The sequence below is a fragment of the Micromonospora sp. NPDC049081 genome, assembly GCF_040648835.1.
GTDB classification, from domain to species: Bacteria; Actinomycetota; Actinomycetes; order Mycobacteriales; family Micromonosporaceae; genus Micromonospora; species Micromonospora antibiotica.
In genome coordinates, this window is record NZ_JBEZEK010000001.1 from 182,594 (window position 1) to 206,605 (window position 24,012).

The 24,012-nt window shown below is 72.7% G+C and carries 20 protein-coding genes; 11 read left to right on the top strand and 9 right to left on the bottom strand.

Annotated elements, in window-relative coordinates:
• Positions 1-6 precede the first annotated feature (6 nt).
• From AB0B63_RS00500 to AB0B63_RS00510, 3 genes are all read left to right on the top strand, one after another.
• A complete protein-coding gene (locus tag AB0B63_RS00500) occupies positions 7-1,293 on the top strand; it encodes an ROK family protein (RefSeq protein WP_357013294.1) in 1,287 nt (428 codons plus the stop codon).
• 17 nt (positions 1,294-1,310) lie between these two features.
• Positions 1,311-2,141: a substrate-binding domain-containing protein gene (locus AB0B63_RS00505; RefSeq protein WP_357013297.1), complete on the top strand. Its 831-nt coding sequence runs from the start codon at positions 1,311-1,313 to the stop codon at positions 2,139-2,141.
• A 126-nt stretch (positions 2,142-2,267) separates the two neighbouring features.
• On the top strand, positions 2,268-3,821 hold the full coding sequence (locus AB0B63_RS00510; protein ID WP_357013300.1) for a cellulase family glycosylhydrolase: 1,554 nt from the start codon (positions 2,268-2,270) through the stop codon (positions 3,819-3,821).
• A 166-nt stretch (positions 3,822-3,987) separates the two neighbouring features.
• Here AB0B63_RS00510 and AB0B63_RS00515 read toward each other — a convergent pair whose 3' ends face one another.
• The 3 genes from AB0B63_RS00515 to AB0B63_RS00525 all read right to left on the bottom strand — a co-directional run bounded on the left by AB0B63_RS00515 (position 3,988) and on the right by AB0B63_RS00525 (position 8,620).
• Entirely contained in the window at positions 3,988-5,763 is a 1,776-nt protein-coding gene (locus tag AB0B63_RS00515; protein WP_357013303.1) for a DUF1996 domain-containing protein, read from the bottom strand.
• 251 nt (positions 5,764-6,014) lie between these two features.
• The gene (locus AB0B63_RS00520) at positions 6,015-7,478 is read right to left on the bottom strand and encodes a hypothetical protein (RefSeq protein WP_357013305.1); all 1,464 of its coding nucleotides are present in this window, start codon (positions 7,476-7,478) and stop codon (positions 6,015-6,017) included.
• A 92-nt stretch (positions 7,479-7,570) separates the two neighbouring features.
• The gene (locus AB0B63_RS00525) at positions 7,571-8,620 is read right to left on the bottom strand and encodes an NAD-dependent epimerase/dehydratase family protein (protein ID WP_307799266.1); all 1,050 of its coding nucleotides are present in this window, start codon (positions 8,618-8,620) and stop codon (positions 7,571-7,573) included.
• 153 nt (positions 8,621-8,773) lie between these two features.
• Here AB0B63_RS00525 and AB0B63_RS00530 point away from each other — a divergent pair, with 153 nt between their 5' ends.
• Genes AB0B63_RS00530 through AB0B63_RS00550 form a run of 5 tightly spaced genes read left to right on the top strand, consistent with a single transcriptional unit; the run spans position 8,774 to position 12,435 of the window.
• Positions 8,774-9,433 (top strand): glycosyltransferase family 2 protein, encoded by a 660-nt coding sequence (locus AB0B63_RS00530; protein ID WP_208567566.1) that lies wholly within the window; start codon positions 8,774-8,776, stop codon positions 9,431-9,433.
• Positions 9,430-10,122, top strand: coding sequence for a TIGR04282 family arsenosugar biosynthesis glycosyltransferase (locus tag AB0B63_RS00535; protein WP_357013310.1), 693 nt, complete (start codon positions 9,430-9,432; stop codon positions 10,120-10,122). Before AB0B63_RS00530 ends, AB0B63_RS00535 begins: the two co-directional genes overlap by 4 nt.
• Positions 10,119-10,760: a class I SAM-dependent methyltransferase gene (locus AB0B63_RS00540; protein WP_357013312.1), complete on the top strand. Its 642-nt coding sequence runs from the start codon at positions 10,119-10,121 to the stop codon at positions 10,758-10,760. Before AB0B63_RS00535 ends, AB0B63_RS00540 begins: the two co-directional genes overlap by 4 nt.
• Positions 10,757-11,971, top strand: a complete 1,215-nt coding sequence (locus AB0B63_RS00545; RefSeq protein ID WP_357013315.1) for a molybdopterin-dependent oxidoreductase — start codon at positions 10,757-10,759, stop codon at positions 11,969-11,971. The genes AB0B63_RS00540 and AB0B63_RS00545 overlap by 4 nt, the downstream gene beginning before the upstream one ends.
• A complete protein-coding gene (locus AB0B63_RS00550) occupies positions 11,968-12,435 on the top strand; it encodes a hypothetical protein (protein WP_208567569.1) in 468 nt (155 codons plus the stop codon). The genes AB0B63_RS00545 and AB0B63_RS00550 overlap by 4 nt, the downstream gene beginning before the upstream one ends.
• Here AB0B63_RS00550 and AB0B63_RS00555 read toward each other — a convergent pair.
• The 4 genes from AB0B63_RS00555 to AB0B63_RS00570 form a co-directional block, all read right to left on the bottom strand.
• Positions 12,410-14,266 (bottom strand): ABC transporter permease subunit, encoded by a 1,857-nt coding sequence (locus AB0B63_RS00555; RefSeq protein ID WP_357013317.1) that lies wholly within the window; start codon positions 14,264-14,266, stop codon positions 12,410-12,412. The two genes, AB0B63_RS00550 and AB0B63_RS00555, sit on opposite strands and share 26 nt — an antisense overlap.
• Positions 14,267-14,442: 176 nt before the next feature.
• Positions 14,443-15,879 carry an extracellular solute-binding protein gene (locus AB0B63_RS00560; protein WP_357013319.1) on the bottom strand — a complete coding sequence of 479 codons (1,437 nt, stop codon included), beginning with the start codon at positions 15,877-15,879 and terminating at the stop codon, positions 14,443-14,445.
• Between the two features lie 404 nt (positions 15,880-16,283).
• Positions 16,284-16,829 (bottom strand): hypothetical protein, encoded by a 546-nt coding sequence (locus AB0B63_RS00565; protein ID WP_357013323.1) that lies wholly within the window; start codon positions 16,827-16,829, stop codon positions 16,284-16,286.
• A 26-nt stretch (positions 16,830-16,855) separates the two neighbouring features.
• On the bottom strand, positions 16,856-17,230 hold the full coding sequence (locus AB0B63_RS00570) for a UBP-type zinc finger domain-containing protein (protein ID WP_307799270.1): 375 nt from the start codon (positions 17,228-17,230) through the stop codon (positions 16,856-16,858).
• A gap of 162 nt (positions 17,231-17,392) precedes the next feature.
• Here AB0B63_RS00570 and AB0B63_RS00575 point away from each other — a divergent pair, with 162 nt between their 5' ends.
• The gene (locus tag AB0B63_RS00575) at positions 17,393-18,121 is read left to right on the top strand and encodes an alpha/beta hydrolase (RefSeq protein ID WP_357013326.1); all 729 of its coding nucleotides are present in this window, start codon (positions 17,393-17,395) and stop codon (positions 18,119-18,121) included.
• A 227-nt stretch (positions 18,122-18,348) separates the two neighbouring features.
• On the opposite strand, the gene AB0B63_RS00580 is transcribed toward AB0B63_RS00575, so the two are convergent.
• Positions 18,349-19,032, bottom strand: a complete 684-nt coding sequence (locus AB0B63_RS00580; RefSeq protein ID WP_357013329.1) for an alpha/beta hydrolase — start codon at positions 19,030-19,032, stop codon at positions 18,349-18,351.
• Between the two features lie 53 nt (positions 19,033-19,085).
• On the opposite strand from AB0B63_RS00580, the gene AB0B63_RS00585 reads away from it, so the two are divergent.
• Complete coding sequence (locus AB0B63_RS00585; RefSeq protein ID WP_357013331.1) at positions 19,086-20,063, top strand: WYL domain-containing protein; 978 nt, start codon at positions 19,086-19,088, stop codon at positions 20,061-20,063.
• Between the two features lie 31 nt (positions 20,064-20,094).
• Here AB0B63_RS00585 and AB0B63_RS00590 read toward each other — a convergent pair whose 3' ends face one another.
• Positions 20,095-21,138 carry an arabinan endo-1,5-alpha-L-arabinosidase gene (locus AB0B63_RS00590; protein ID WP_357013333.1) on the bottom strand — a complete coding sequence of 348 codons (1,044 nt, stop codon included), beginning with the start codon at positions 21,136-21,138 and terminating at the stop codon, positions 20,095-20,097.
• 450 nt (positions 21,139-21,588) lie between these two features.
• Between AB0B63_RS00590 and AB0B63_RS00595 the strand changes: the two genes are divergently transcribed.
• Complete coding sequence (locus tag AB0B63_RS00595; protein ID WP_357013335.1) at positions 21,589-23,757, top strand: UvrD-helicase domain-containing protein; 2,169 nt, start codon at positions 21,589-21,591, stop codon at positions 23,755-23,757.
• Positions 23,758-24,012 lie beyond the last annotated feature (255 nt).

A 24,012-nucleotide genomic window follows, 5' to 3' on the forward strand; every position in this document is an offset into this window, starting at 1 on the left:
GAAGCAGTGAGCGGACCAGCAGCGAGCAAACCCCAGGCGAGCAGCAAGTCGGTTGTTCTCGACGCGATCCGGGCGGCCGGCACGATCAGCCGGGTCGGCCTGATCCGGGCCACCGGCTTCACCGCCCCGACCATCTCCACCCTGGTCCGCAAGCTGATCAACGAGGATCTGGTCGTCGAGACCGGGCACGCGAAGTCGACCGGGGGCAAGCGGCGGGTGCTGCTCCAGCTCAACCACACCTCCCGCTACGCCGTCGGCGTGCACCTGGACCACGGTGTCATCACGTACGCCCTGACCAACCTGGGCGGGACGGTGGTGGCCCGGATCTCCCGACCGGGTGCCGGCGCCGAGGAGCCGCAGGTGGTGGTCGCCCGGATCGCCACCGAGATCGCCGCGTTGATCGACGGGGTCGGGGTGGAACGCCTGCGGATCCTCGGTGTCGGCGTGGTGTTCCCCGGCCCGGTCGACGCCCCCCGGGGCATCGGTGGCCCGCCGGACGTGGGGCTCGCCCCCGCGATGCGGCAGTGGAACGGGTTCCCGCTGGGCCGGGCATTGGAACAGGTGGCGGGCCTGCCGGTGGTGTTGGACAACGACTCGACCGCGGCGGCGCTGGGCGAGCACTGGACGGGCGGTTTCGGCACCGCGACCTCGGCCGCCGCCCTCTACATGGGCACCGGCATCGGTGCCGGCCTGGTCATCAACGGCGTCACCTACCGGGGGCCGAGCGGCAACGTCGGTGAACTGGGCCATGTCAGTGTGTCGGCCGACGGCCCCCGGTGCTGGTGCGGCGCCCGGGGGTGCGTGGAGGCGTTGGCCGGGCCGGCGGCGGTGGTCGCCGCCGTCCGGTCGGATCCGGCGGCGACCCGGGCGGCGGGGTTGGCGGCCGGTGGCCGGCGCTCCTCGGTGGTCGCCGACTTCGCCGCGATCAGCCGCGCCGCCCGCCGGGGCGAGCCGCGCGCGCTGGCCCTGCTGGAGCGGTCGGCCCGGTACGTCGGGACGGCCGCCCGGACCCTGGCGAACCTCATGGACCTCGAGGTGCTCGTGCTGACCGGTCCCAGTCTGGCCGCCGCCGGGTCGGTGTACCTGCCCATCGTCCGGCACGAACTGCGTACCGCCTTCTCCCGGGGCACACACACCGTCGACGTGCGGCTCTCCCGGTCCGCCGCCACGGCCTCGGCCATCGGCGCCGCCGCATTGATCCTCGAATCCGAGCTCGTGCCCCTGGGCCACGGGCCGCGCCCGGCGGAACACCTGGCCGAGGAGCGGACCAGGCTCACCGAATCGGCAAGCTGACTGACCGGGGGTACGCAGTGGACGACGCGTGGCGGACGAGCGCGGTGGGCCTGGTGCTCGCCCGCCCTCCCCGGCTGCTCGGCACCGAACCGTTCTTCATGGAGTTCATCGCGGGTATCGAGGAGCGGCTCGCCGGACACGGTCGGTCGGTGCTGCTGCACGTGGTCGCCCATCACGCCGCCGAGATCGCCGCGTACCGCAGGTGGGCGCAGCAGCGGCTGGTCGACGCGATCGTGCTGGTGAACCCGTCGGTGGACGACCCCCGACCGGCGGTGCTGCGGGAGTTGCGGCTGCCCGTCGTGGTAGCGGGGGAGCCGAGCCACGACACCCCGGCGGTACGGCGCGACGACGTCGGTTCGATGCGGGCGGCCCTGGCGCACCTGGTCGGTCTCGGGCATCAGCGGATAGCCCGGATCACCGGCCCCGGGACCCTGCTGCACACCCGGACCCGCACCACCGCCATGTTGGCCGCCGACGTCGATGCCGTCGTCGTGGAGGGCGACTACTCGGCGGAGTCCGGGGCCCGGTTGACCGCCCGGTTGATGACCGGGGCCGAGCCACCCACGGCGATCATCTACGACAACGACCTGATGGCGGTGGCGGGCCTGCACGCGGCCAAGGAGCTGGGCCACCGGGTCCCCCGTGACGTCAGCCTGATCGCCTGGGACGACTCCAGCCTGTGCCGGCTGGCCTCGCCGGCCCTGACCACGATGAGCCTCGACGTGCACTCGTTCGGGGAGTCGGTGGGCGAGTCGGTGCTGCGGCTGATCGACGGTGGGTCGGTGCCGGAGCGGTGGTGTGCGACCGAAACCGTGGTGGCCCGGGAGACGACCAGCACGCCCCGATAGGTCAGTGGTGTGGTTCACCTGGCAGTCCGTCGAAACGGCATCGATACGCTTGACTTAGTGAGGCGCATAAAGAAAGCTCGCAGACGCGCTCCCATCGACGCTCCCCGCTAAATCTAGGAGAGCTTCATGACACGTCGACATGCCCTGCTGGCGTCGGCAGCCGCCGGCACACTGGTGGCGGCCAGCCTGACCGCGGCCACCCTGCCCGCCTCGGCCGCGGCCTCGGGCTGCGCGGTCACCTACACCGTGCAGAGCCAGTGGAACGGCGGGTTCAGCGGCAACATCGCCATCACCAACCTCGGCTCGGCCGTGGCCGGCTGGACGCTGACGTTCGACTTCCCGGACACCGACCAGCGGGTCACCCAGGGCTGGAGCGCCACCTGGTCGCAATCCGGCGCCCGGGTGTCGGCGGCCAGCCTGAGCTGGAACGGCGCGCTGAACACCGGCGCGTCCACCACGATCGGCTTCAACGGCGCGTGGAGCGGGACCAACCCCGTACCCAAGTCGTTCGCGCTCAACGGGACGACCTGCACCGGCGTGGTCGACCCCACGACGCCCACCCCACCGCCCACGACCACCCCACCGCCGCCCACCACCACGCCGCCACCCACCACTCCCCCGCCGACAACCCCGCCGCCGACGACCACCCCGCCGCCCGGCGGTGCCGCGCCGAACCTGCGGGTCTCCGGCAACCGGCTGGTGACGGCGGCCGGCGCGACCTACCGCCTGCTCGGCGTCAACCGGGCCAGCGGCGAGTTCGCCTGCGTGCAGGGCAAGGGCATGTGGGACAGCGGCCCGGTCGACCAGGCCTCCGTCGACGCGATGAAGGCCTGGAACATCCGCGCCGTCCGGATCCCGCTCAACGAGGACTGCTGGCTGGGCCTGTCCGGCTCGCCCAGCGGGACCGCCTACCAGCAGGCGGTCAAGGCGTACGCGAACCTGCTCGTCGCCAACGGCATCAACCCGATCCTCGACCTGCACTGGACCCACGGCCAGTACACCGGCAACATCTCGGCCTGCCCCGACGTGAACGCCACCTGCCAGAAGCCGATGCCGAGCCGGCAGTACACACCCCAGTTCTGGACCGGGGTCGCCAACGCGTTCAAGGGCAACGACGCGGTGCTGTTCGACCTGTTCAACGAGCCGTACCCGGACGCCGCCAACAACTGGTCGGACATGACGGCCGCGTGGCGCTGCCTGCGTGACGGCGGCACCTGCACCGGCATCGAGTACCCGGTGGCGGGCATGCAGAGCCTGGTCGACGCCGTCCGCGCCACCGGCGCCACCAACGTCCTGCTGGTCCCCGGCCTGACCTGGACCAACGACCTGACCCAGTGGCTGGCCTACAAGCCGACCGACCCGCGCAACAACATCGTGGCCTCCTGGCACTCGTACAACTTCAACGCCTGCGTCACCGAGACCTGCTGGGACACCCAGATCGCGCCGGTGGCCGCGCAGGTGCCGGTGCACGCCGGGGAGATCGGCCAGGACACCTGCGCCCACGACTACATCGACCGGTTGATGACCTGGCTGGACAGCAAGCGGCTCGGCTACACCGCGTGGACCTGGAACCCGTGGGGTTGCAGCGGTGGCAACGTGCTCATCGAGGACTACAGCGGCACCCCGACCAAGAGCTACGGCGAGGGCTACCGCGCCCACCTGCTCTCCGTCACGCCGTAACCGACCCCGGCCCTCCCCCGCCGGCAGCAACCCGGCGTCGGTGGTCGGTGACGCGACCGACGGAGTAACGGTGGGGGTGGGTGCGGCGACCGTTCGCCGCACCCACCCCCTGTCCGCACTGCCGCCCCGGATGGAAGCCTCGTGTGCAGGCTCCCACCCCGGCACGTCAGGAGCAGTTCTTGCCCTTGTTGATGCAGGTCGCGATGCGCTGCATGGTCTGCGCGGAGTTGACGTTGACGAAGTCGTTGTGGTCGGAGAACGGGTTGTGGTTCTCCTCGGGGAACGAGTCGAGCGCGTACTGACCCTTGACCTGCACGTCGCGGGGGATGTCGTAGCCGATGGTGATCCGCAGCTGCGGGATCGCCTGGAAGCCCTGCGGGCAGGCACCGGTGGCCTTGTCGGCGAAAGCGACGTGGTTGCGGTGGTTGTCGCTGTCGATGTTCTTGCCGTCCCAGCAGCCGGGGAAGTCCTGCACGCGCTGGACCTGGCTGCCGGCGGGGCAGATCGGGTACTTGTCGGAGAGCCGGTCGGCGAAGCCCGAGCAGCTCCAGGTGGCGCGGGCGTTGGCCGGGCCCCGGCTGGTGGGCTTGGCGTCACCGGTGAGGGCACGGAGGAACTTCGGCATCGGCACCACCTTGCTGACGGGGTTGCCCCGGTATTCGATCAGCACCTGCGCCGGGCGGACGATGCCGCCGGTGTTGCCGGGCAGCTCGAAGTCGGGGCCCTGCGGGTCGGGCAGCGCGGCGGGGGTGGTGGGCGCGGCGGCGGTCGGCGCGTTACTCGGTGCCGCCGAGGCACCCGGGGCCTGGTCCAGGGTGCAGGTGGCGAACGCTTCGAGACCCTGCGGACGGGCGGCCTGCCGGCTGATCGCGATGGCGATCCGGTCGAGCACGGCGATCCGCTTGGCCCGCAGCGGCCCGAGGATGGCGTTGTCGACGAAGGCCGGGCCGCCCTGGCCCCGGCTGGTGACGAGGCGCTCGTTGGCCTCGGAGATCTGCCGGTCGAGTTCGTCGAGGTTGCGGTTCACCTCGGCGAGCGCCCCGGCGGGCACGCCGGGCAGCTTGTCGCGGACCGTGGGGCACTGGATGCGCGGGTTCGCGGCCTGGGCCGCCTTGATGCTGGCGCGGTGGGCGCTGCCGGGCATCCGGGCGTGCATGTCGTCGTAGCTGATGTCGCACTCGACCAGTGAGACCAGGCCGGGCTGGTTGCCGCCGGCGGCGGTGACCGTGGTGCTGATCTGTTTGATCATCGCGGCGCGGCGTTCCCGCAGCGAGTCGATGACCTCCCGGTTGAACGCGGCGTCGATGCGGCCCCGGCTGGCCGTCATCCGCTGGTTCGCGGCGGCCTGCTGGCGGTCCAGCTCGGCGAGCAGCCGGTCCACGGTGCCGCGGGCCCCGGTGGGGACGGCACGCAGCCGCTTGCCGACCGAGGGGCAGACGACCACCGGCTGGGTCTGGGCGAGGGCCTGCTGGACCTGGTTGTCGCTGCGCACGCTCTTGTCGATGCGCACCACCGGCCAGAAGTAGGACGACTTGTCACCGTTGCGGCAGGTGGTGCCGGAGGCGTCCAGGTCGGCGTTGGAGGAGTTCGCGGTGATGGCCAGGTTGCCAACGAAGTCGTGGACGTGTTCGGCGCCGTTGCGGATGCCGGGCTGGGCCACCGGGTTGTCCGGGCTGAACTTGCCGTTGCCGTTCGTGCCGCAGTCCACGGTGAACCGGCCGGTCGACCCGCCGGCAGCCGGCGGCGGATTCCGCACGTTCGGCGACACGTTCTCGATCTGCACGAACTGGTCGAGGCTGGTGGCGGCGTCGGCGGTGCCCTTTCCGCCGCTGGAGACGAAGGTGACGGTGAGCGCACCGGTGGCCGCCAGCACGACCGCGGCCAGGGCGATCCTGGCCGGCCGGGTCTGGACCAGCGCGGTCCCGTTCTTTCTGCGGTTCATCGGAATCTCCTCAAAGCCGCGAACGGCTCCGGTGATGTTGCTGTCTCCACCCGGTACGGGCCGGCACCCGGTCGACGGTCAACGGTCGCCGGCCCCGTCATGGTTCGGTAAGAAGTCCCCCCGGCTCCCTCGGTGACGGCGGTGACCGGCACGCCGCTGAGCCGTTGCGCCCTCGGGCAGCCGGCAACAGCGGCCGACGACACGGTCGTCGGCCGCTGCGTCAGCGGTGTGGGGGGTCGCCGCCGGGTGGTCTACCAGACCGTCAGCAGCAGGTGGTTGATCGTGAGCGCCACCGCCGCCTGCGCGGCCAACCAGCCACGGCGGTCGGCGGGCGGGATCAGGGCCGCCCCCGCCATCAGCCAGACCATGAAGGGCAGCCAGATGCGTTCGACCTCGGCCTTGCTGTAGCCGGACAGGTCGGCGGCGAGGATCACCGCCGTGGCGGCCAGCGGCAGCAGCCAGCTGGCGTGCACCACCCCCGGCCGCCGGTCGGCAGTCCGCACGCCGTCCCGGTGCCGCCGAGAAACGGCCCGCCACCCGGCCGGCACCGCGCGCCGCAGGATCACGGCCACCACGGGACCGGCGGCCACGACGACCACCGCGAGGTCGGCCCAGACCCAGTAGGCGTACGCCCGGTCGGAGGCGAGACCCTGGTAGTAGCGCTCGATGACGAGGTCGTAACCGGTGGGCCACCAGAAGCCGGCGACGGTGAACGCGGCGGCGACCGGCACCGCCCCGACGAACGCCCAGCCCACGGTGCGCCAGCGTCGGCCGGCCAGCACGACGACGGCCAACGCGACCGGCGCCATCAGGACCAGCCCGTAGGAGAGGTAGCAGCCGAACGCCAACAGGGCGCCACCGCCGACCGCGCCCAGCGCACGCCCCCGGATGACGCCGTACGCCAGCAGGGCCACCGCAGTGGCGGTCACCCCGGCGAACAACCCGTCGGCGGACACCCCGGACCAGACCGCCCCGGGGAACAGCACCACGAACGGCACCACCGCACGGGCCGCCTCGTCGGTGCCGAGCAGCCGTACGGTGTGCGGCACGGCGACGGCGACGAGGGCCGCCACCAGGATGCACAGCACCCCGGCCCAGCCGCCGCCGGACAACCCGATCCGGTCGAGGACGACGAAGACGAGCAGGGCCCCCGGTGGGTGACCGGACACGTGGGTGGTCCAGGAGTCCGGTTGGAGGCCGAGGATCCGACCGCTGAACCCGGCCAGCATGGCGGGGATGTCGGTGACGCCCGGGACCTCGTGCAGGTACTCGTAGGTGGTGGTCAGCCGACCGGCGACGCCGCGCCGCCAGCCGTCGACCAGGGCCAGCGACAGCGTCCAGGCCACGGCGGCGGCGTAGGAGACCGCGAGCAGCCCTCGCCAGGCCAGCCGGGCGGCCAGGGCGGGCCCGCGCCACCAGACCAGCGCGGCCACCAGCAGGGCCAGCGGGGTGCCGGGGCCGACGTGCGGCAGCCACTGCGCGAACAGCGGCGCCGAGGTGGCATGCACCGGGCGTCCCCACAGGTAGAGCAGGCCGCCGGTGACGGAGGCCACCGCGAACAGGCCGAACGCGGCAGCGACGGCGATCAGGTCGGCGCGCGGCGGCCGGTGGCGCGGGGTGTCACCCGACGGGCGCGGACGGTCGCCCGGGGCGCGGTGGCCCGGGGGGTCACCCGGCTCCGCCGCACGGCCACCCGGCGGACCACCCGCACCCACCGGCCCACCGCACAGGGTGCCGCTCGCGGGCGACGGGGGGCCGCTCGCGGGCGACAGGGGGCCCGCCCGCTCGGGGCGACGCGGGATGCCGCTCACCCGCGCAGCGGCGCGTGGGCGAACTCCGCGATCCCGTCGGCGAGTCCCACCACGGCCCGGAAGCCGAGTTCGGTCTCGGCCCGGGTGGGCGAGGCGACCACGTGCCGCACGTCGGCCAGCCGGAACTCGCCGGTGACCACCGGCGACGGCCCGCCGGCAGCTCGGGCCAGCTCCGTGGCCAACTGGCCGATGGTGGCCGGCCGGCCGGAGGCCACGTTGTACGCCCGCCAACCGGTGCCCGTACCGGTCGCGTCCAGGGCGGCGAGGTTGGCCGCCGCCACGTCGCGGACGTGCACGAAGTCGCGGCGCTGGCCGCCGTCCTCGAACACCCGCGGTGCCTGCCCCGCCTCTAGCGCCGAACGGAACATCGCCGCGACCCCGCTGTACGGGGTGTCCCGGGGCATCCCCGGCCCGTAGACGTTGTGGTAGCGCAACGCCACCACCGCGCCGCCGGTCTGCCGGGCCCACGCGGCGGTGAGGTGCTCCTGGGCGACCTTGGTGGCGGCGTACCCGCTGCGGGGGTCCAGCGGGGCGTCCTCGTCGACCAGGCCCGGCGTGACGGCGACGCCGCAGCTCGGACAGGTCGCCTCGAAGCGGCCGGCGGCCAGGTCGGCGACGGTACGCGGCCCGGGGCGCACCGGGCCGTGTCCGGCGCAGACGTAGGCGCCCTCGCCGTAGACCACCATGGAGCTGGCGAGCACCAACCGGTGCACGCCCGCCCGGGCCATCGCGGCGAGCAGGACGGCGGTGCCGAGGTCGTTGCAGCCGACGTACTCGGGCAGGTCGTCCAGGTCGACGCCGAGTCCCACCATGGCCGCCTGGTGCACCACCGCGTCGACACCGGCCAGGACCCCGGCGACGCCCGGCCCGTCGCGCACGTCGAGCCGGACGACCGGGGCGCCCGCCACCGTGTCCGGCAACGGCCGGCGGTGCGCACCGGGATGACCGCAGTCCACGATCGTCACCCGGTGGCCGGCATCGTGCAGGGCGGTCACCACGTGGGTGCCGATGAAACCGGCGCCGCCGGTCACGAGTACGTGAGTCACCCGCCGACGGTAGGGCCGGGACGCGTCGCCGTGCCCCGGCCGCGACGGCCCGTCAGCGGTTCGTAAGAACTCCGTGCGCGGGTCGCCGGTGCCCCGGATTCCGTCATCAGCAGGTAAGAACTTCCGGCCGGATCGTGTCCTAGCGTCCGCAGCATGACCGACGTGGTTCTTCCCTGCCGCAACGAGGCCCCGGCCCTGCCCGACCTGCTGGCCCGGATGCCGGCCGGCTACCGGCCGATCGTGGTGGACAACGGCTCGACCGACGGCTCGGCGGCGGTGGCCCGCGCCTGCGGCGTCGAGGTGATCAGCGTGACCGAACCCGGGTACGGTGCCGCCGTGCACGCCGGGGTCCTGGCGGCCGACCCGGTCGACGGGGTGGTGTGTGTGCTGGACGCCGACGGGTCGTTCGATCCGGCGCAGCTGCCCCGGCTGGCCGATCCCGTCCGGGCCGGCGAGGCGGAGTTGGGCACCGGCCGGCGACGCCCCACCGCACGCGGCGTGTGGCCCCTGCACGCCCGGGTCGCCAACGCCCTGCTGGCGCACCGGCTGCGCCGGACCACCGGCCTCGACGTCCACGACATCGGGCCGATCCGGGCCGTCCGCCGGGCCGACCTGCTGGCGTTGGGGCTGCGTGACCGCCGTTTCGGTTACCCGTTGGAGCTGCTGATCTCGGCCGGTCGGGCCGGCTGGCGGGTGGTCGAGATCGACGTCGACTACCACCCGAGGGCGGCCGGGACTCGGTCGAAGGTGACCGGCACGGTGCTCGGCACCGCCCGCGCCGTCCGCGACATGAGCGCGGTGCTGGCCCGGTGAACGTCCCCCGACAGTCGCACGTTCCCGGGTCCCGCGCACCGCAGGTGCTGGTGCTGGCCAAGACCCCGGAGCCCGGCCGGGTCAAGACCCGGCTCTGCCCGCCCTGCACTCCGGTCCAGGCCGCCCGGGTGGCCGCGGCGGCGTTGGCCGACACCCTCGACACCGTCGCCACGGCCACGGCCGGCACCCGGGTCCTGGTCGTCGACGGCGACCACCCGGCCCCCCAGGGCTTCACGAGGCTCGCCCAACGGGGCGGCCCGCTCGGCGACCGCCTCGCCCACGCGTTCGCCGACACCCGCACGGCGGGCACGGCCACCCTGCTGATCGGCATGGACACCCCGCAGCTCACCGCCGCCCACCTCGACGCCGCACTGGACCTGCTGCGCCGGCCGGACGGGCCGGACGCGGTGTTCGGTCCGGCCGACGACGGCGGCTGGTGGACGCTGGGACTACGCGAGCCCGGCCACGCCTCGGTCCTGCGCGCGATCCCCACCTCTCTGCCGAGCACCGGGCAGCTCACCCTGGCCGCGTTGCGCCGCCTCGGTCTGCGGGTCCACCTGCTGCCCCGACTGCGGGACGTGGACACCGCCGCCGACGCCCACGCGGTGGCCGCGGTGTGCCCGCCGGGCAGCCGGTTCACCGTGGCCGTCGCCCGCGACGTGCCGTCCCCCACGGCGGTCGCCCGGTGAACGCGGTGACCCTCTTCGATGCCGTATTCGACCGGGCCGCGTCGGGTGTCCCCGCCGCGTTCACCGCCCGGCACCCGAGCGGTGGCGTGCACCGGTTCGACCCGGCCGGCTGGTGCCGGGACGCCATCGCCGGGGACGCGACCCTGCTGCGGCGCTGCACCGGACCCACCCTCGACGTCGGTTGCGGCCCCGGGCGGCTCACCGGCGCGCTGATCGACGCCGGGCAGCCGGCGCTCGGCATCGACGTCAGCGCCACCGCCGTCCGGCTGGCCCGGGAACGCGGTGCCGTCGCGCTGCAACGCGACGTCTTCGGCCCGGTGCCGGGTGCCGGGCGTTGGCCGCACCTGCTGCTGGCCGACGGCAACGTCGGCATCGGCGGTGACCCGTACCGGCTGCTGCGGCGGTGTCGTCGGCTGCTGGCCGCCGACGGCCACCTGCACGCCGAGTTCGCGCCGCCGGGCACGCCGGCCTGGTCCGGCACGGCCATGGTGCAGACCCCGGGTGGTGTCGGCAGCCCGCTGCCGTGGGCCTGCGTACCCCTCGACGACCTTTCCGTGCTGGCCGGGGGCACCGCGCTGCGGGTGCACGACACCTGGACGGAGGCGGGCCGGTGGTTCGCCACCCTCACCCCCCGGTGACCGGCCGGCCGGCCGCGCTGCGGCGGTTCGCCCGACGGTGGTCGGCACCCCTGCCGGCCCCGCCCGGGGCGCTGCGGCGCGGGCCGCTGCGGCCTGACGGTTTCCCGTCCCCGTTACGGTCGACCCGGTTGACCAGCCAGCTCGGCGTCGCGCTCGGGGTGGCGTTCGCCGTCTGCTTCCTGACCGGGCTGCTCAGTCACCTGATCCAGCACCCGCCCGGCTGGTTGCCGTGGCCGTCCCGCCCGGTGGGCCTCTACCGGTTCACCCAGGGCCTGCACGTGGCGACCGGGCTGGCCACGGTGCCGCTGCTCGGGGCCAAGCTGTGGTCGGTCTACCACCACCTGTTCCGCTGGCCGCCGGTCCGGTCGCTCGCCCACGCGCTCGAACGCGCCAGCGTCGCCGTGCTGGTCGCGGCGGCGCTGTTCCAGGTGATCGGCGGCGTCCTCAACGTCGCCCGCTGGTACGCGCCGATGCCGTTCTTCTTCACCGCCGGGCACTACCGGGTGGCGTGGTTGTCGGTCGGTGCGCTGCTGGTGCACGTCGGCGTGCAGTTGCCTGCGGTACGCGCTGCGCTCGGCCCGACCACCGCCGAATCTGCGCGGGAGCGGCTCAGCCGACGCGGGTTGCTCGGTGGGATCGCCGCCGCGGCCGGGCTGGTCACCCTGACCACCGTCGGGCAGACCGTCCGCCCGCTGTCCGCCCTGGCGGTGCTCGCGCCCCGCCGACCGGACGTCGGGCCGCAGGGGCTGCCGGTCAACAAGACCGCCCACCGCGCCGGGGTCCGCGCCCAGGCGCTCGACCCGGCGTACCGGCTGGTGGTCGAGGGTCCCCACCGGCGTACCGAACTGGATCTCGCCGCGCTGCGCGCCCTGCCGCAGCACACCGCCGAGCTGCCGATCGCCTGTGTGGAGGGGTGGAGCGCCACCGGGCGGTGGACCGGCGTACGACTGCGGGACCTGGTCGCGTTGGTGGGCGTCGACCCGGACCGGGCGACGGTGCTGGTCGAGTCGTTGGAGACGGCCGGCCGCTACCGCACGTCGACCGTCGGGGCGGCGCACGTGCGTGACCCGTTGACGCTGATCGCGCTGCGGTTGGGTGGGGCACCCCTGCACCCCGACCACGGCTACCCGGCCCGGTTGATCGCCCCGAACCGGCCCGGTGTGTTGCAGACCAAGTGGGTCGGTCGGCTCACCGTCCGGGAGGCGTCGTGAGGACCCGGGTGGCGCTCGTCGCGGTCGGCACCCTGCTGATCGGGTACGCCGTGGTGGGCGCGCTCGCCGACCCCGACCTGCGGCCGGCCGGGGTGCTGCTCTTCCTGGCCGGGGTGTTGGCCGGGCACGACCTCGTCTGGATGGCCGGGCTGCTGGGCGTCGGCGCGCTGCTCGCCCGGTGGGTCCCGCAACGTCACCGGCCGGTGGTGCGGGCCGGCGTGATCAGTGCCGCCACGGTCACCGTCGTGGCGTTTCCGCTCGTCCTCGGTGTCGGCCGGCCGCCGGACGACCCGTCGGTGCTGCCGCTGCCCTACGGCCGTAACCTCGCGGTCGTCCTGCTGCTGATCGCCGTCGCGACACTGCTGACCTGCTGGGCGGCCGACCGGCGGCGCTCCCGGCGACCGGCCCCGGACGGGCCGGACGGGCCGACCGCCCCGGTCAGCCCTTCACCGCCCCGGCGGTGAGCCCCTCGGTCAGGAAGCGCTGCCCGAAGGCGTACATGATCACTACGGGGATGCTGACCAGCAGCGACGCGGCGGCGAGCTGCCCCTGCGGCACGACGTCCCCGGTGATCATCGACTGCATCCCCACCGGGAGGGTCTTGTACTCGTCCTTGGTGATGAACACGAAGGCGAAGAGGAACTCGTTCCAGGCGTTGGTCAGGGTGAACAACGCGACCGCCAGCAGTCCCGGCTTGGCCAGGGGCAGCATCACCCGCAGGAACGCCTGGAACCGGGTGCAGCCGTCGACCAGCGCGGCCTCCTCCAACTCGACGGGGATCGACGCGAAGTACCCGGCCAGCAGCCAGGTGGCGAACGGCAGGGTGAAGGTCGGGTAGGTCACGACCAGCGACCACAGCGAGTCGGTGAGCCGCACCCCGATGAGCAGTTGGTAGAGCGGGATGAACAGCAGCGCGCCCGGCATCACGTAGGTCACCAGCACCGTGACGGTGAAGCCCTGCGCCCCCCGGAACCGCAGCCGGGCCAGGGCGTAGCCGGCGAGGGCGGCGCAGACCAGCGCGACCACGGTGGACGCCACGGACACCAGCACCGTGTTGAGGTACCAGCGGCCGAACGGCTTGGTGGCGAAGAGGTCGGTGAACTGTTGCAGGCTCCACGGCGTCGGCCACAGGTCGCGGTCGTGCATGACGATCTGACCGTCGGACTTGAAGGCCGTGACGACGATCCAGTACAGCGGGGCCAGGACGAACAGGAGCAGCCCGGCCAGGGCGACCCAGGACGCCAGCCCCGACACCAGCGACGACGCCCGGCGACGCCCCCGGGCCCCGAGGGCCGAGACCACCCGGCCGACCACCGCCGCGACCAGGAGGAAGACCCCGAGGACGACGGCCGCCTTCCAGAAGATGTGCGGTGACGCCCAGGCCAGCAGGGCGGCGGCGATCACCGCGACGACCCACGGCAGTGCGGTGCGGACCGTACGGGTGGCGTGGGCCGAGCGGTCCGGCCGGGGCTTGCGGGAACGTCGGGGCGGCGCCACGCCCGAGTCCCGGCGTAACAGGCGGACCAGCACGAACACCAGCGAGCCGATGACCGGCAGCATGACGAGGGTGACCGCCGCTCCCGCGCCGTACTGCAGTTGCAGGATCGCCTTCGAGTACGCGACCAGCACGTACGGTGCCGTCGCGTCGCCGGGGCCGCCCTGGGTCAGCAGCCAGATGAGGTCGAAGTTGTTGAACGTCCAGATCGACGACAGGGTGACCGTCACGGTGATCACGTGGCGCAGTCCGGGCAGCGTCACGTGGACGAACCGCCGCCACGGCGAGGCACCGTCGACGGTCGCCGCCTCGTACAGGTCGGTGGGGATGGCCTTCAGTCCGGCGAGGAAGGCGACGGTGAAGAACGGCACCCCCTTCCACACGTTGACGCCGATCACCGACGGCATGGCCAGCGACGGCTCGGACAGCCAGCCCGCCGGCCAACTGTCGACCAGGTGCGCGCTGACCAGCAGCGGCCCGATCCCCGACTCGGTGAGCAGCAGGTTGACGCTGCCGAAGATCGGGTCGAGCAGCGAGCGCCAACTGAACGCGGTGACCACCGTCGGCACCACCCACGGCAGCAGGAGCAGCCCGGCCAGCACGGCCCGTCCCCGCCGTCGGTGGTGCAGCAGCAGGGCCGCGGCCAGCCCCAGCACCGCCTTGAACACCTCGGCGTACGCGGTGAAGACGAACGAGTTCACCACGCCCGTGTGGAACTGGTCGTCGTCGGCGAGGGCGAGGTAGTTGGCCAGGCCGACGAACACGCTCTGCTGCCCGTGCCGTTCCGTCGTGCTGGTCACGACCGACCAGGCGATCGGCACGAGCACGAGGCCGCCGACCAGCACGGCGGTGGGTGCCAGGAACAGCGCCGCCAGTCGCCAGTCGCGGCCCAGCCGGCGTCGGGTCGCGATGCGGAATCGGGATTCCGGCGGCGAGGATCTCCGCGACGCCGGGGCGGACGCCGGGCGGACCGACGTCACTGCGGCAGCCCCTGCTGGGTGAAGATCTGCACCATCTTGGCGTGCGCGGCCCGCACGGCCTGCGCGGGCGGCGTGCCCTGGATGACCTGCTGCATCATGTCGGTGAGGACGTAGGCGCCGACGGCGGCCTGCTGCCCCGCGCTGGCCTTCTGCGGGAAGTTGAGGCCGTTCTTGGTCGACAGCGGCAGCTGCTGTTGGGTGATCCTGCGCATGATGGGGAAGGCCGGGTCGCCGCTGGTGAAGAACGGGTCGGCGTCCCAGACCTTCTCCCAGGCCGGCAGCGCCAGACCGGGCGCCTCCTTCGCCACCCCCACGAGGGCGGGCGCGGTGACCAGGTACTGCGTCAGGAGCTTGGCCAGGGCGGCGTTCTTGGCGCCCTTGAAGATGACGAAGCCCTGGGACTGGCCGAGCAGCAGGGACTTGTCGGTGGCCGGGCCGGTGCAGTCGGCGAAGACGTGGGTGTTGTCGTAGACGGGGTTCTTCTTGGTCTTGGAGTCCGCGTAGACGCTGAACTGGTTGCGGGTGTAGCCGAGGATGCCGGCGAGCCAGTTCTCGTTGTTGCTGGAGTCGGTCCAGGCGGCCACTCCCGGCGGCAGCATCGGCTTGTAGCGGGGGTTGGTGTAGATGTCGGCGAGGAAGGTCACCGCCTGCACCGTCTCGGGAGAGTCGAAGGTGACCTTCCGGCCGTCGTTGGAGGCGATCGCCCCGCCGTAGGAGTTGATCAGCGCCTCGATCATGCCGTTGGCGTCACCGGAGCGGTTCACGGTCATGCCCCAGCCGAACCGCCGCTTGCCGGGGTCGGAGATCGCCAGGCACAGGTCCCGCAGCTCCTCCCAGGTGTAGACGTCCCTGGGGGTGATGCCCTCGTCGCGCATCCAGTCCTTGCGCAGGAACGACCCGATCCCGATGAAGTGGTAGGGAATGGCGAACCACCTGCCGTCGAAGACGCAGAAGTTCTTGGATTCGGCGGTGGGTTCGCCGTACGTCGCCGTCAGCGCCTGGACGACGTCCGTCACGTCCTCCAGGTCGCCGAGCGCCTGGAACTGGGCGACGAACCGCGAGTCGGTCATGAACGCGAGGTCACGCGCCACACCACCCTGGACCTCGGCGTGGATCTTGGCAACCACGTCGCCGGCGTCCGCCTGGACCAGGCTGTTGCCGATCTTGGTGCCGGTGGTGTCGGCGAACTTCCTGATCGAGGCGTCGAGCGCCGCGTTCGCCGCCTCCGAGTACAGCTTCTGCGACAGCATCCCCAGCGAGGAGCCCTTCAGCGCCACCGCGGCGTCGACGAGTTCCTTCGGGACCTCGGCCTGCGCCCTGGGCGTCGACGGTGCGGTGCCTCCGCAGGCGGCCAGGCCGGCCGCACCGAGCAGCCCCACCCCCATTCCCAGAAAGCCGCGCCGGGACCGTAACGCACTGTCCTCGATGGACATCCGTCTCCTCCGTCTCGCCTCACCGGGACCCACCGGGAGAGGCCAGGGGCAGAACCGTCCTGTGTGGACGCCAGTACAGCACGCGCCCGGGGACGGTTGCCTGATCGGATGGCCTCAGCCCGCTCCTGCCCGCGCAGTCATCGGGAAAGTCGCCCCGCCACCGGCGGGCCCTCCCCGGCCTGCCCCGAGCTGTTCGTGCCCCGGGCGGCGGAACGGCGACCGGGGCGGCGCTGCGCCCACTCTACACATTTCGGAAAGTCGCGCCTAGCCTTGAACACAATTCGGTAGACCGCCCGCGCAATTCATTCTCACCAATATTGCTAACCGAGAACACACTCCGGGTCTCAGGCCCGAGCCATTGACGCTGGTGAGCCGCGCGATGGCCGGCCGGTGACGCCGGAACGTCAGGCGGGAAGGCGGCGGGCCAGTTCGCGCCGCAGCTGGTCACGGCCGGGGCTCAGGTAGACCAGCGGGACCCGGATCTCGTACGGCCGGCTCTGCCCGTACGTCGCCCACTCCCACCGGGCGATCGGGGGGCGGGTCCGGTCCGGGTCGGCCGGCTCGATCACCAGGACCGGGTACCACCATCCGCTGATCTCGGCACGCGCGACATTCGACCACTCGATGGCCAGGGTGCGCTCACCCGGACCCGCCACCTGGAGGTGGTCCACGGTGAGCCGCAGGGGCAGCCCCGGCCTCTGGCCGGTGGACGGCGGACGGGCCACCCCCCGGAAGAACCCCCAGAGCAGGAACCACGTCAGCGGCAGCCACAGCCCGTCCCACCACGGGTCGCCGGAGGCCAGGTTGACGACCGCCAGCGCCACCGCCAGCACAGGGAGCGCGGTGGCCAGGAAACCGACCTCACGACCCCGGGAACGGCGGAACTCGATGACGGTCGGCTCATCGGCGGTGGCCACTGCGGCGTACTGCCCGGCGGGCCTGAGCGCCAAACCCGCCGCCCCCGGCATGCGTACAGTCAGTGCAGCCGGCGCTTCCAGTCCTCCGGCACCCGCCCCTCGGGGCCGGGGGCGGGCTGGTCGGGCGGACGCGACTGCGGCCCGGCCAGCTCCGGACCCGCGGCATAGAACTGATCGTCGGAGTAGTCCCAGAACCACGACTCGCCGGGTTCGAAACTGCGTACCACCGGATGCCCCGTCGCGGCCGCGTGCGCCGTCGCGTGCTGGCCCGGCGAGGAGTCGCAGCAGCCGACCTGGCCGCAGGACGCGCAGCGGCGCAGGTGGAACCACCACCCACCGGAGGACTCACACTCGACGCAACCCGGGCCGCTCGGCGGCACCGTCGTAGTGACACCCACCGCGGTCGCGGCGAGGAGCTTGGGCTGATCGGCCACGGCGTGTTCCTCTCGACTCGCCGCTACGGTACCCGGACTCATCCGTCGACGCCCCACCCCGGTTACCCGGCCGGGTGAGCCGGTCGGTCGACGCACGCCGGGGTACGCCCGTGGTCCGAGAATGAAGCCGGCACCCGGCCCACTATCCGGAGGAACCCGACGATGTCCCTCACCACCGCACAGCCCGGCCGACCGACGGTCGTCCTCGTCCACGGCGCCTTCGCCGAATCGGCGAGTTGGGCCGGGGTGATCACCGCACTGCGCGACGACGGCTACCCCGCGGTGGCCGTGGCCAACCCGCTGCGCGGCGTCCGGCACGACGCCGACCACCTGCGCGCGGTGCTCACCGGGATCGACGGGCCGGTCGTCCTCGTCGGCCACTCGTACGGCGGAATGGTGATCTCGAACGTGCCGGCGGCGGGTGCCGGCGTGACCGCGCTGGTCTACGTCGGGGCCTTCGCCCCCCTCGCCGGCGAGAGCGCCGCCGACCTGGCCGGTCGGTTCCCCGGCAGCTCCCTGGGTGAGACGCTGGCCCCCGTCACGCTCCCGGGCGGGGCGACCGACCTCTACATCCGGCAGGACCGCTACCACCAGCAGTTCGCCGCCGACTCGACGACGGCGCAGGCCGCCGTGATGGCGGTGACCCAGCGGCCGATCACCGAGGCGGCCCTGGGTGAGCCCTCCGGCGAGCCCGCCTGGCAGTCGCTGCCGTCCTGGTTCCTCTTCGGCAGCGAGGATCTCAACATCCCGGTCGCGGCCCACCGGTTCATGGCCGAACGGGCGGGCTCCCGGCGGACGGTGGAGATTCCCGGGGGTTCGCACACGGTGGCCATCCCGGAGGCCGCCATGCTGGCCGACCTCATCCGGGAGGCCGCCGACGCGACCCTCTAGCCGGGCCCGGCCGGAAAACCGTGATCCGCCCCCCCGGCCACCGCACTCCGCCCGGTCACGCCGGGCCCGGGAGGCACGGCACGGCTACCTCACCCACCACGGGCGAGGTAGCCGCCGCTGCCCCGAGGCACGTCCCCGACCGTGCCGGTGCGCCCCCGTTCACCGTCGCCCGGTACCGCCGTGTCGTCGTCGCCGAGATCGGGGTCGTCGAACTGTTGCCGGGTCCGTCAGAGGTCGGCCAGGATGCGGGCCAACTCGACCGGCCTGCTCAGCATCGGCCAGTGCCCGGAGTCGATGTCGACCAGGTCGACCTTCCGGGCCTTGGCGAGTTCGGGCAGGTCACCCCCGTCGAGCATCGCCTGGGCCTGCTCCGGGGTGAACTCGGGGCACACCAGGACGACAGGCACGTCGAAGCGCCGCGCATCGGTCAGCCGGACGATCCCCCGGGCCACGCCCTCAGGCACCGGGATGGCGGTGGCCAGGAATTCCGCCCGCGCCCGTTCGTCGAGGTCGGCCGCGTCCGCGCCCTCGAAGGGCGCCCAGCCGGGGAACGGTATCGCCCCGTCCTCGATCGGGAAGAAGTCGGCGTACAGGTCCCCGTCGGCCTGCGGGAAACCGCCGATCAGCACGACCCGGGCGACCGTCGAGGGCCGCGCGTCGGCGATCAACCAGGCCAGGGCGCAGGAGGCCGAGTGCCCCACCACCACCGACCCCGCCGGTGCCGCGTCCACGACGGCCAGCACCGCGGCAACCTGGTCGTCGAGCGTCGCCGCCGTGTTCCCGTCGCCCTGGCCCGGCAGGTCCACCGCCACCGCGTGTCGCCCCACCCGGGTCAACTCGGCGACGACGCCGTCCCACGCCGAGGCGTCGAGCCACAGGCCGCCGACGAGCACGATCTGTTCATCAGTCATGACGACAACGTAGCGTCGATTCCGGACGTTCCACTTCCGGTACCGTCCGGTGCGTGGAGAATGCCGACAGCCCCACCGCCCGTGCCCTGCGGACGCTCGACATCCTGCGGGACCGCCCGGGTACGACCGCCGAGGAGCTGGCCGCCGGTCTCGGCGTGACCGAACGCGCCGCGCGCCGCTATGTCGGGATCCTCCGCGAGGCGGGCATCCCGGTCGAGTCCGTGCGCGGGCCCTACGGCGGCTACCGCCTCGGCCGGGGCGCCCGGCTGCCGGCCGTCGTCTTCACCCAGGAGCAGGTCATCGGCCTGGTCATGGCCGTTCTCGACGGGCAACCGGCCGCGATCGACGCCGACGGCCTGGTCGGGTCCGCGCTCAGCAAACTCATCCGGGCGCTGCCCGACAGCGTCGGACGGCAGGCGGCGGCACTGCGGGCGTACGCGGCAGCCGCCTCCGACCGACGGTCGGCGCACGCCGATCCCACCACGACGAGCACGCTGGTGGCGGCCGTGGCCGACCACCACCAGGTGGCCTTCACCTACACGACCGAAGGCGGCGAGTCCTGGGAGGCCGTGGTCGACCCGTGGGCGGTGGTGGTGCGCTTCGGCCGCTGGTACCTGCTGTGCCACTCGCACCGGGCGGGCGCGATCCGCACGTACCGCATCGACCGGATCCGGGCCGTGCGGCACCTGCCGCAACGGTTCATCCCGCCCGACGACCTCGACCCCGTGGCCACCCTGGAGGCGCACCTGGGTTCCGGGTGGAAGTACCCGACCCGGGTGGTGTTCCACGAGCCCTACGAGCGGGTGGCACCGTGGGTCCGGCCGACGATGGGCCGCCTGGAGCCTGCCGGCGACCGGTGCGTCCTGACCGGCAGCACGACCAACGCCCGGATGTACGCCCAGGAGTGGCTGGCCGCCGTCCCGTTCGACTTCACCGTCGAGGAGGGTCCCGAGCTGCGGGCCGCCGTGGCCGCGGTCGCCGCCCGCCTCACCGCCGCGCTGGACGGCGGCCCCCGACCGTCGCCATCCTGACCGGGGGCGCACCGTCGGATCGTGGTCGCCGTCAGTAGACGAACGGCCAGCCGGCGTTGTCGTAGCCGAGCAGGTTGACGCCCAGCAGTGAGGTGCCGTTGTCGGCGTAGTAGTGGTAGACGAGGACTTCGGCGTCGGTGTCGGTGAACACCGCCTGGTGACCGGGGCCGTGGATGCTGCCGTGTCCGGCGAGGACCTGGGTGCCGCCACCGGCGGTCATCGCCACCCCGTTACGGTCGACGTACGGGCCGGTGACCGAGGTCGACCTGCCCACCATGACCCGGTAGGTGCTCGCCGCCCCCTGACAGCACCTGTCGAACGACACCCACAGGTAGTAGTAGGCGCCGTGCCGCACGATCACCGGCGCCTCGATGGCACCCCCGTTGCGGCCCGCGATGCTCCGCACGGTCGTGTCGGCGCGTTTCCCGGTCGCCGGATTCAACGACACCATCTTGATACCGGACCAGAACGACCCGAAGCTCAACCACCACCTGCCGGAAGCGTCGACCACCAGATTGGGGTCGATGGCGTTGAAGTCGTCCGACGTCCGGGACTCGATCACCAGACCCTGGTTGGTCCAACTCCCCGAGGCCCCGGTGGTGCTCGTGGCCAGGAAGATCGCCGACCGGTTGGAGCCGAACGTCGAGGCCGAGTAGTACAACCAGTACCGGCCGTCACGGTAGGACAGATCCGGCGCCCAGAGGTTACGACTGCCCCCGGTGTACGTCGTCGTCCACGGTGCGCCGCCGGGGAACACCGTGCCCGCGTTGCGGAACGCGATCCGGTCAGTGGAGGTCTTGAGCGCGATGTTGTCGCCGGTGTGGGCCAGCAGGTAACCCCCACCGGGACGGAGTACGACCGTCGGGTCGTGCACCCCGACGTCCCCGGTCACCCGACCCGGGCCGGGGTAGGACCCGGGCGGGGTGGTGGGCGTCGCCGCGACCCTCGGTGCGGCCGTCGACGCCGACGGCGGTCCCTGAACGATGCCGGCGACCACCAGCACGACCGACAGGGAGATCAACGCCAGTCGGCGGAGGGTGGACGGATTCTGTACGGAGGCGAACGAAGTGGTCACGACAGTTCCCTGGGTCGGGCGTCGGGCAGCGTGATGCCGACGCGGCGAGACGTCGACAAAAATGTCGAGATCATTGCATTCATGTTTTCCCAGAAGTTAACGCAGGCATCGAAGTCTGTCAACGCCTGTGGCCGCCGGCCCCCGTCGGCCGCCCCTCCTCGACAGCCGACGCCGGCGGGGGTCGCGCCGGGCCGGCCCAGCGGCCCCGCACCACGTCGTCGACGACCACCCACGCAGGGATCCCCGCCACCGGCACCCGCCCGCGAAGGGGCCGGCACGACCCGTCCAGATGGGATGAGGCCACAATCGGCAAGAAACTGTGAGGTATTGAGACGCTTGTCTCCGCCGCCGATTTCACGGCACGCCGACGAGACCGCGACCCTATGCTTGTCGCCGAAATACCTGCGGCCGGTCGGGTAGCAGGAAAAGAACCAGTCCGAGGATCTGCGAATGCGTCGGAAATCTGCTCTGGACAATGGCATCGCTGACGTCACCACGGCAATTACCCGCAGTGGAGCACCAACCTCCCCCGCAGCGGAGGCCGCGCGCCGAGCCGCGGTCGCCGAGGAACAGGAGTTCCTCGACTCGGCCGTGGCGCGGCGCGACAGTCTTGTCGACCATCTACAGGCCGAGCTTTCCTCAGCTGCCCTGGACGTGTTGGAACGGGCGCGGCTGCGCATGCTCCGCCAGCAGTACGAGCAGTTGCGGCGAGCGCAGGAACGGTTGGTCTTCGGCCGCCTCGACGGTCTTGACGGCACCGTGCGGCACGTCGGCCGGGTCGGCCTGCGCAACGACGACGAGGACGGTGAGCCGCTGCTGCTGGACTGGCGCGCTCCCGCGGCCCGGCCGTTCTACACCGCGACCGCTGTCGACCCGCAGGGGCAGGCACGACGGCGGCACATCCGCACGACGGGACCGGTGGTCGTCGGGGTGGACGACGAGCCGCTGGACGGGACCATGACAGCGGAACTCGTCGGTGAGGGGGCGCTGCTGGCCGCCCTGGACCAGCGGCGCACCGGTCACATGTCGGCGGCGATCTCCACGCTGCAACGCGAACAGGACGACATCATCCGGGCGGAGGCGACCGGCCCGCTGATCGTGCAGGGCGGTCCCGGCACCGGCAAGACCGTGGTGGCCCTGCACCGCGTCGCCTACCTGCTGTTCGCCCACTCGGCAATGGCAGACCAGGCGGTCCTGGTCCTCGGCCCCTCCCCGCGGTTCCTCCAGTACATCGCCCAGGTGCTGCCCGCCCTCGGTGAGACCGCCGTCGTCTCGGCGACCTGCGACACCCTGCTGCCCGACATCCGCGTGGGCCGCGACGAGAGCCGGACCCTCGCCGAGATCAAGGGCCGGGCCCTCTGGCAGGCCGCGCTCGAGAACTACGTCGGCTCGCTGTTCCCGCAGCCCCGCGAGTTGACGCTGCGCTGGGAGGGCGAGTTCTACGCCATCCCCGCCGGGACGGTCGCCCAGGTACTCGCCTCGGTGCGGGGACGCCCCTATCACCGGGCCCGTCAGGCGTGCGCCGAGCAGCTGCACCACCTCCTGACCGAAGCCGTCGTCGATCAACGCGAGGCGCTGGTGAACGCGATGGACGAGGGCTTCGAGGACATCCTCGCCCGCGTCGACCGGAGCATGCAGCACGACCACCGGTCCGCCGGTGGGCCCACCGGCAGTGACGTCGACGGGCTGCTCTCCGAGGAAGAGATCGACGCCCTCCGTGGTCGAATCGCGGAGAACGCGAGCATCGCCCGGTTCGTCGAGGCATGGTGGCCCACCCTCGACGCCGAAGACCTGTTGCGGGGTCTGGTGACCGACCGCGCCCTGCTCGCCCGCTTCGCCCCCCAGTTGTCCGCGGCGGAGATCACCGCCGTCGCGACGGAGCCCGCGCCGTGGGCTTCGAGCGACATCCCCCTGCTCGACGCGGTCGCCGACCTGCTGGGCGAGGTCGAAGCCCCGCCGCCGCAGGGCGAGTTCGTCGCCGACCACGCTCGCCGGCAGCGCGGCTGGGTGTACGGCCACGTCGTCATCGACGAGGCGCAGGAGCTGTCCGAGATGCAGTGGCAGATGGTGCTGCGGCGTTGTCCCAGCCGTTCCGTCACGGCGGTCGGCGACATCGATCAGACGGAGGCGGCGCACCGGCACACCACCTGGGCACAGGCGGTGCAGGCGGCTTTCGGACAGCGGTGGACCGCTGCGGAGCTGACCATCTGCTACCGCACCCCGCGCGAGGTCATGGACCTCACCGGGCCCGTCCTGAGGCGGGCCGGTAGCCACAACTCCCCGCCCCGGGCGGTGCGTTCCTGCGGCATCGACCCCTGGGTCCTCACGGTCGCCCCTGCGGAGCTTGCCGACACCGCCGCCCGGGCGGTGCGACAGTTGCAGCAGCGGTGGCACGGCGGCACGGTGGGCGTCATCGCCCCCGCCGACCGCATCGCCGAACTCCACGCCGCACTGGCTGACGTCCCGGTGCTCACCGCGGTGCAGTCCAAGGGCCTGGAGTGGGATGCGGCGCTCCTCATCGATCCCCAGGGCATCGCCGCCGGGCCGCGCGGCTGGAACGGCCTCTACGTCGCGCTCACCCGATGCACCCAGGAACTGGGACAGCTGGTTCTCGGGTAGCGGAACTCCCCGGGTGTGCCGCCGTTGCGCCGGCGTCCGGTCACCGCCGGCGCCGGGTGGCCAGGGCGCCGTCCCAGGCCACCCGGCGTCGACGCGGGAGGACGCGGCCGACCACCGGGCGGGCGGCACAGGCGGGAAGTGCCGAGCTGACCGCTTCCGACATCGGCTATTGACGTCGCCGTAACACCGGGTCTAGCGTCTGTCGAACCGCTTCGTCGAACCGCTTCGACGAGCCGGCGAACACGGTTCCCTGCC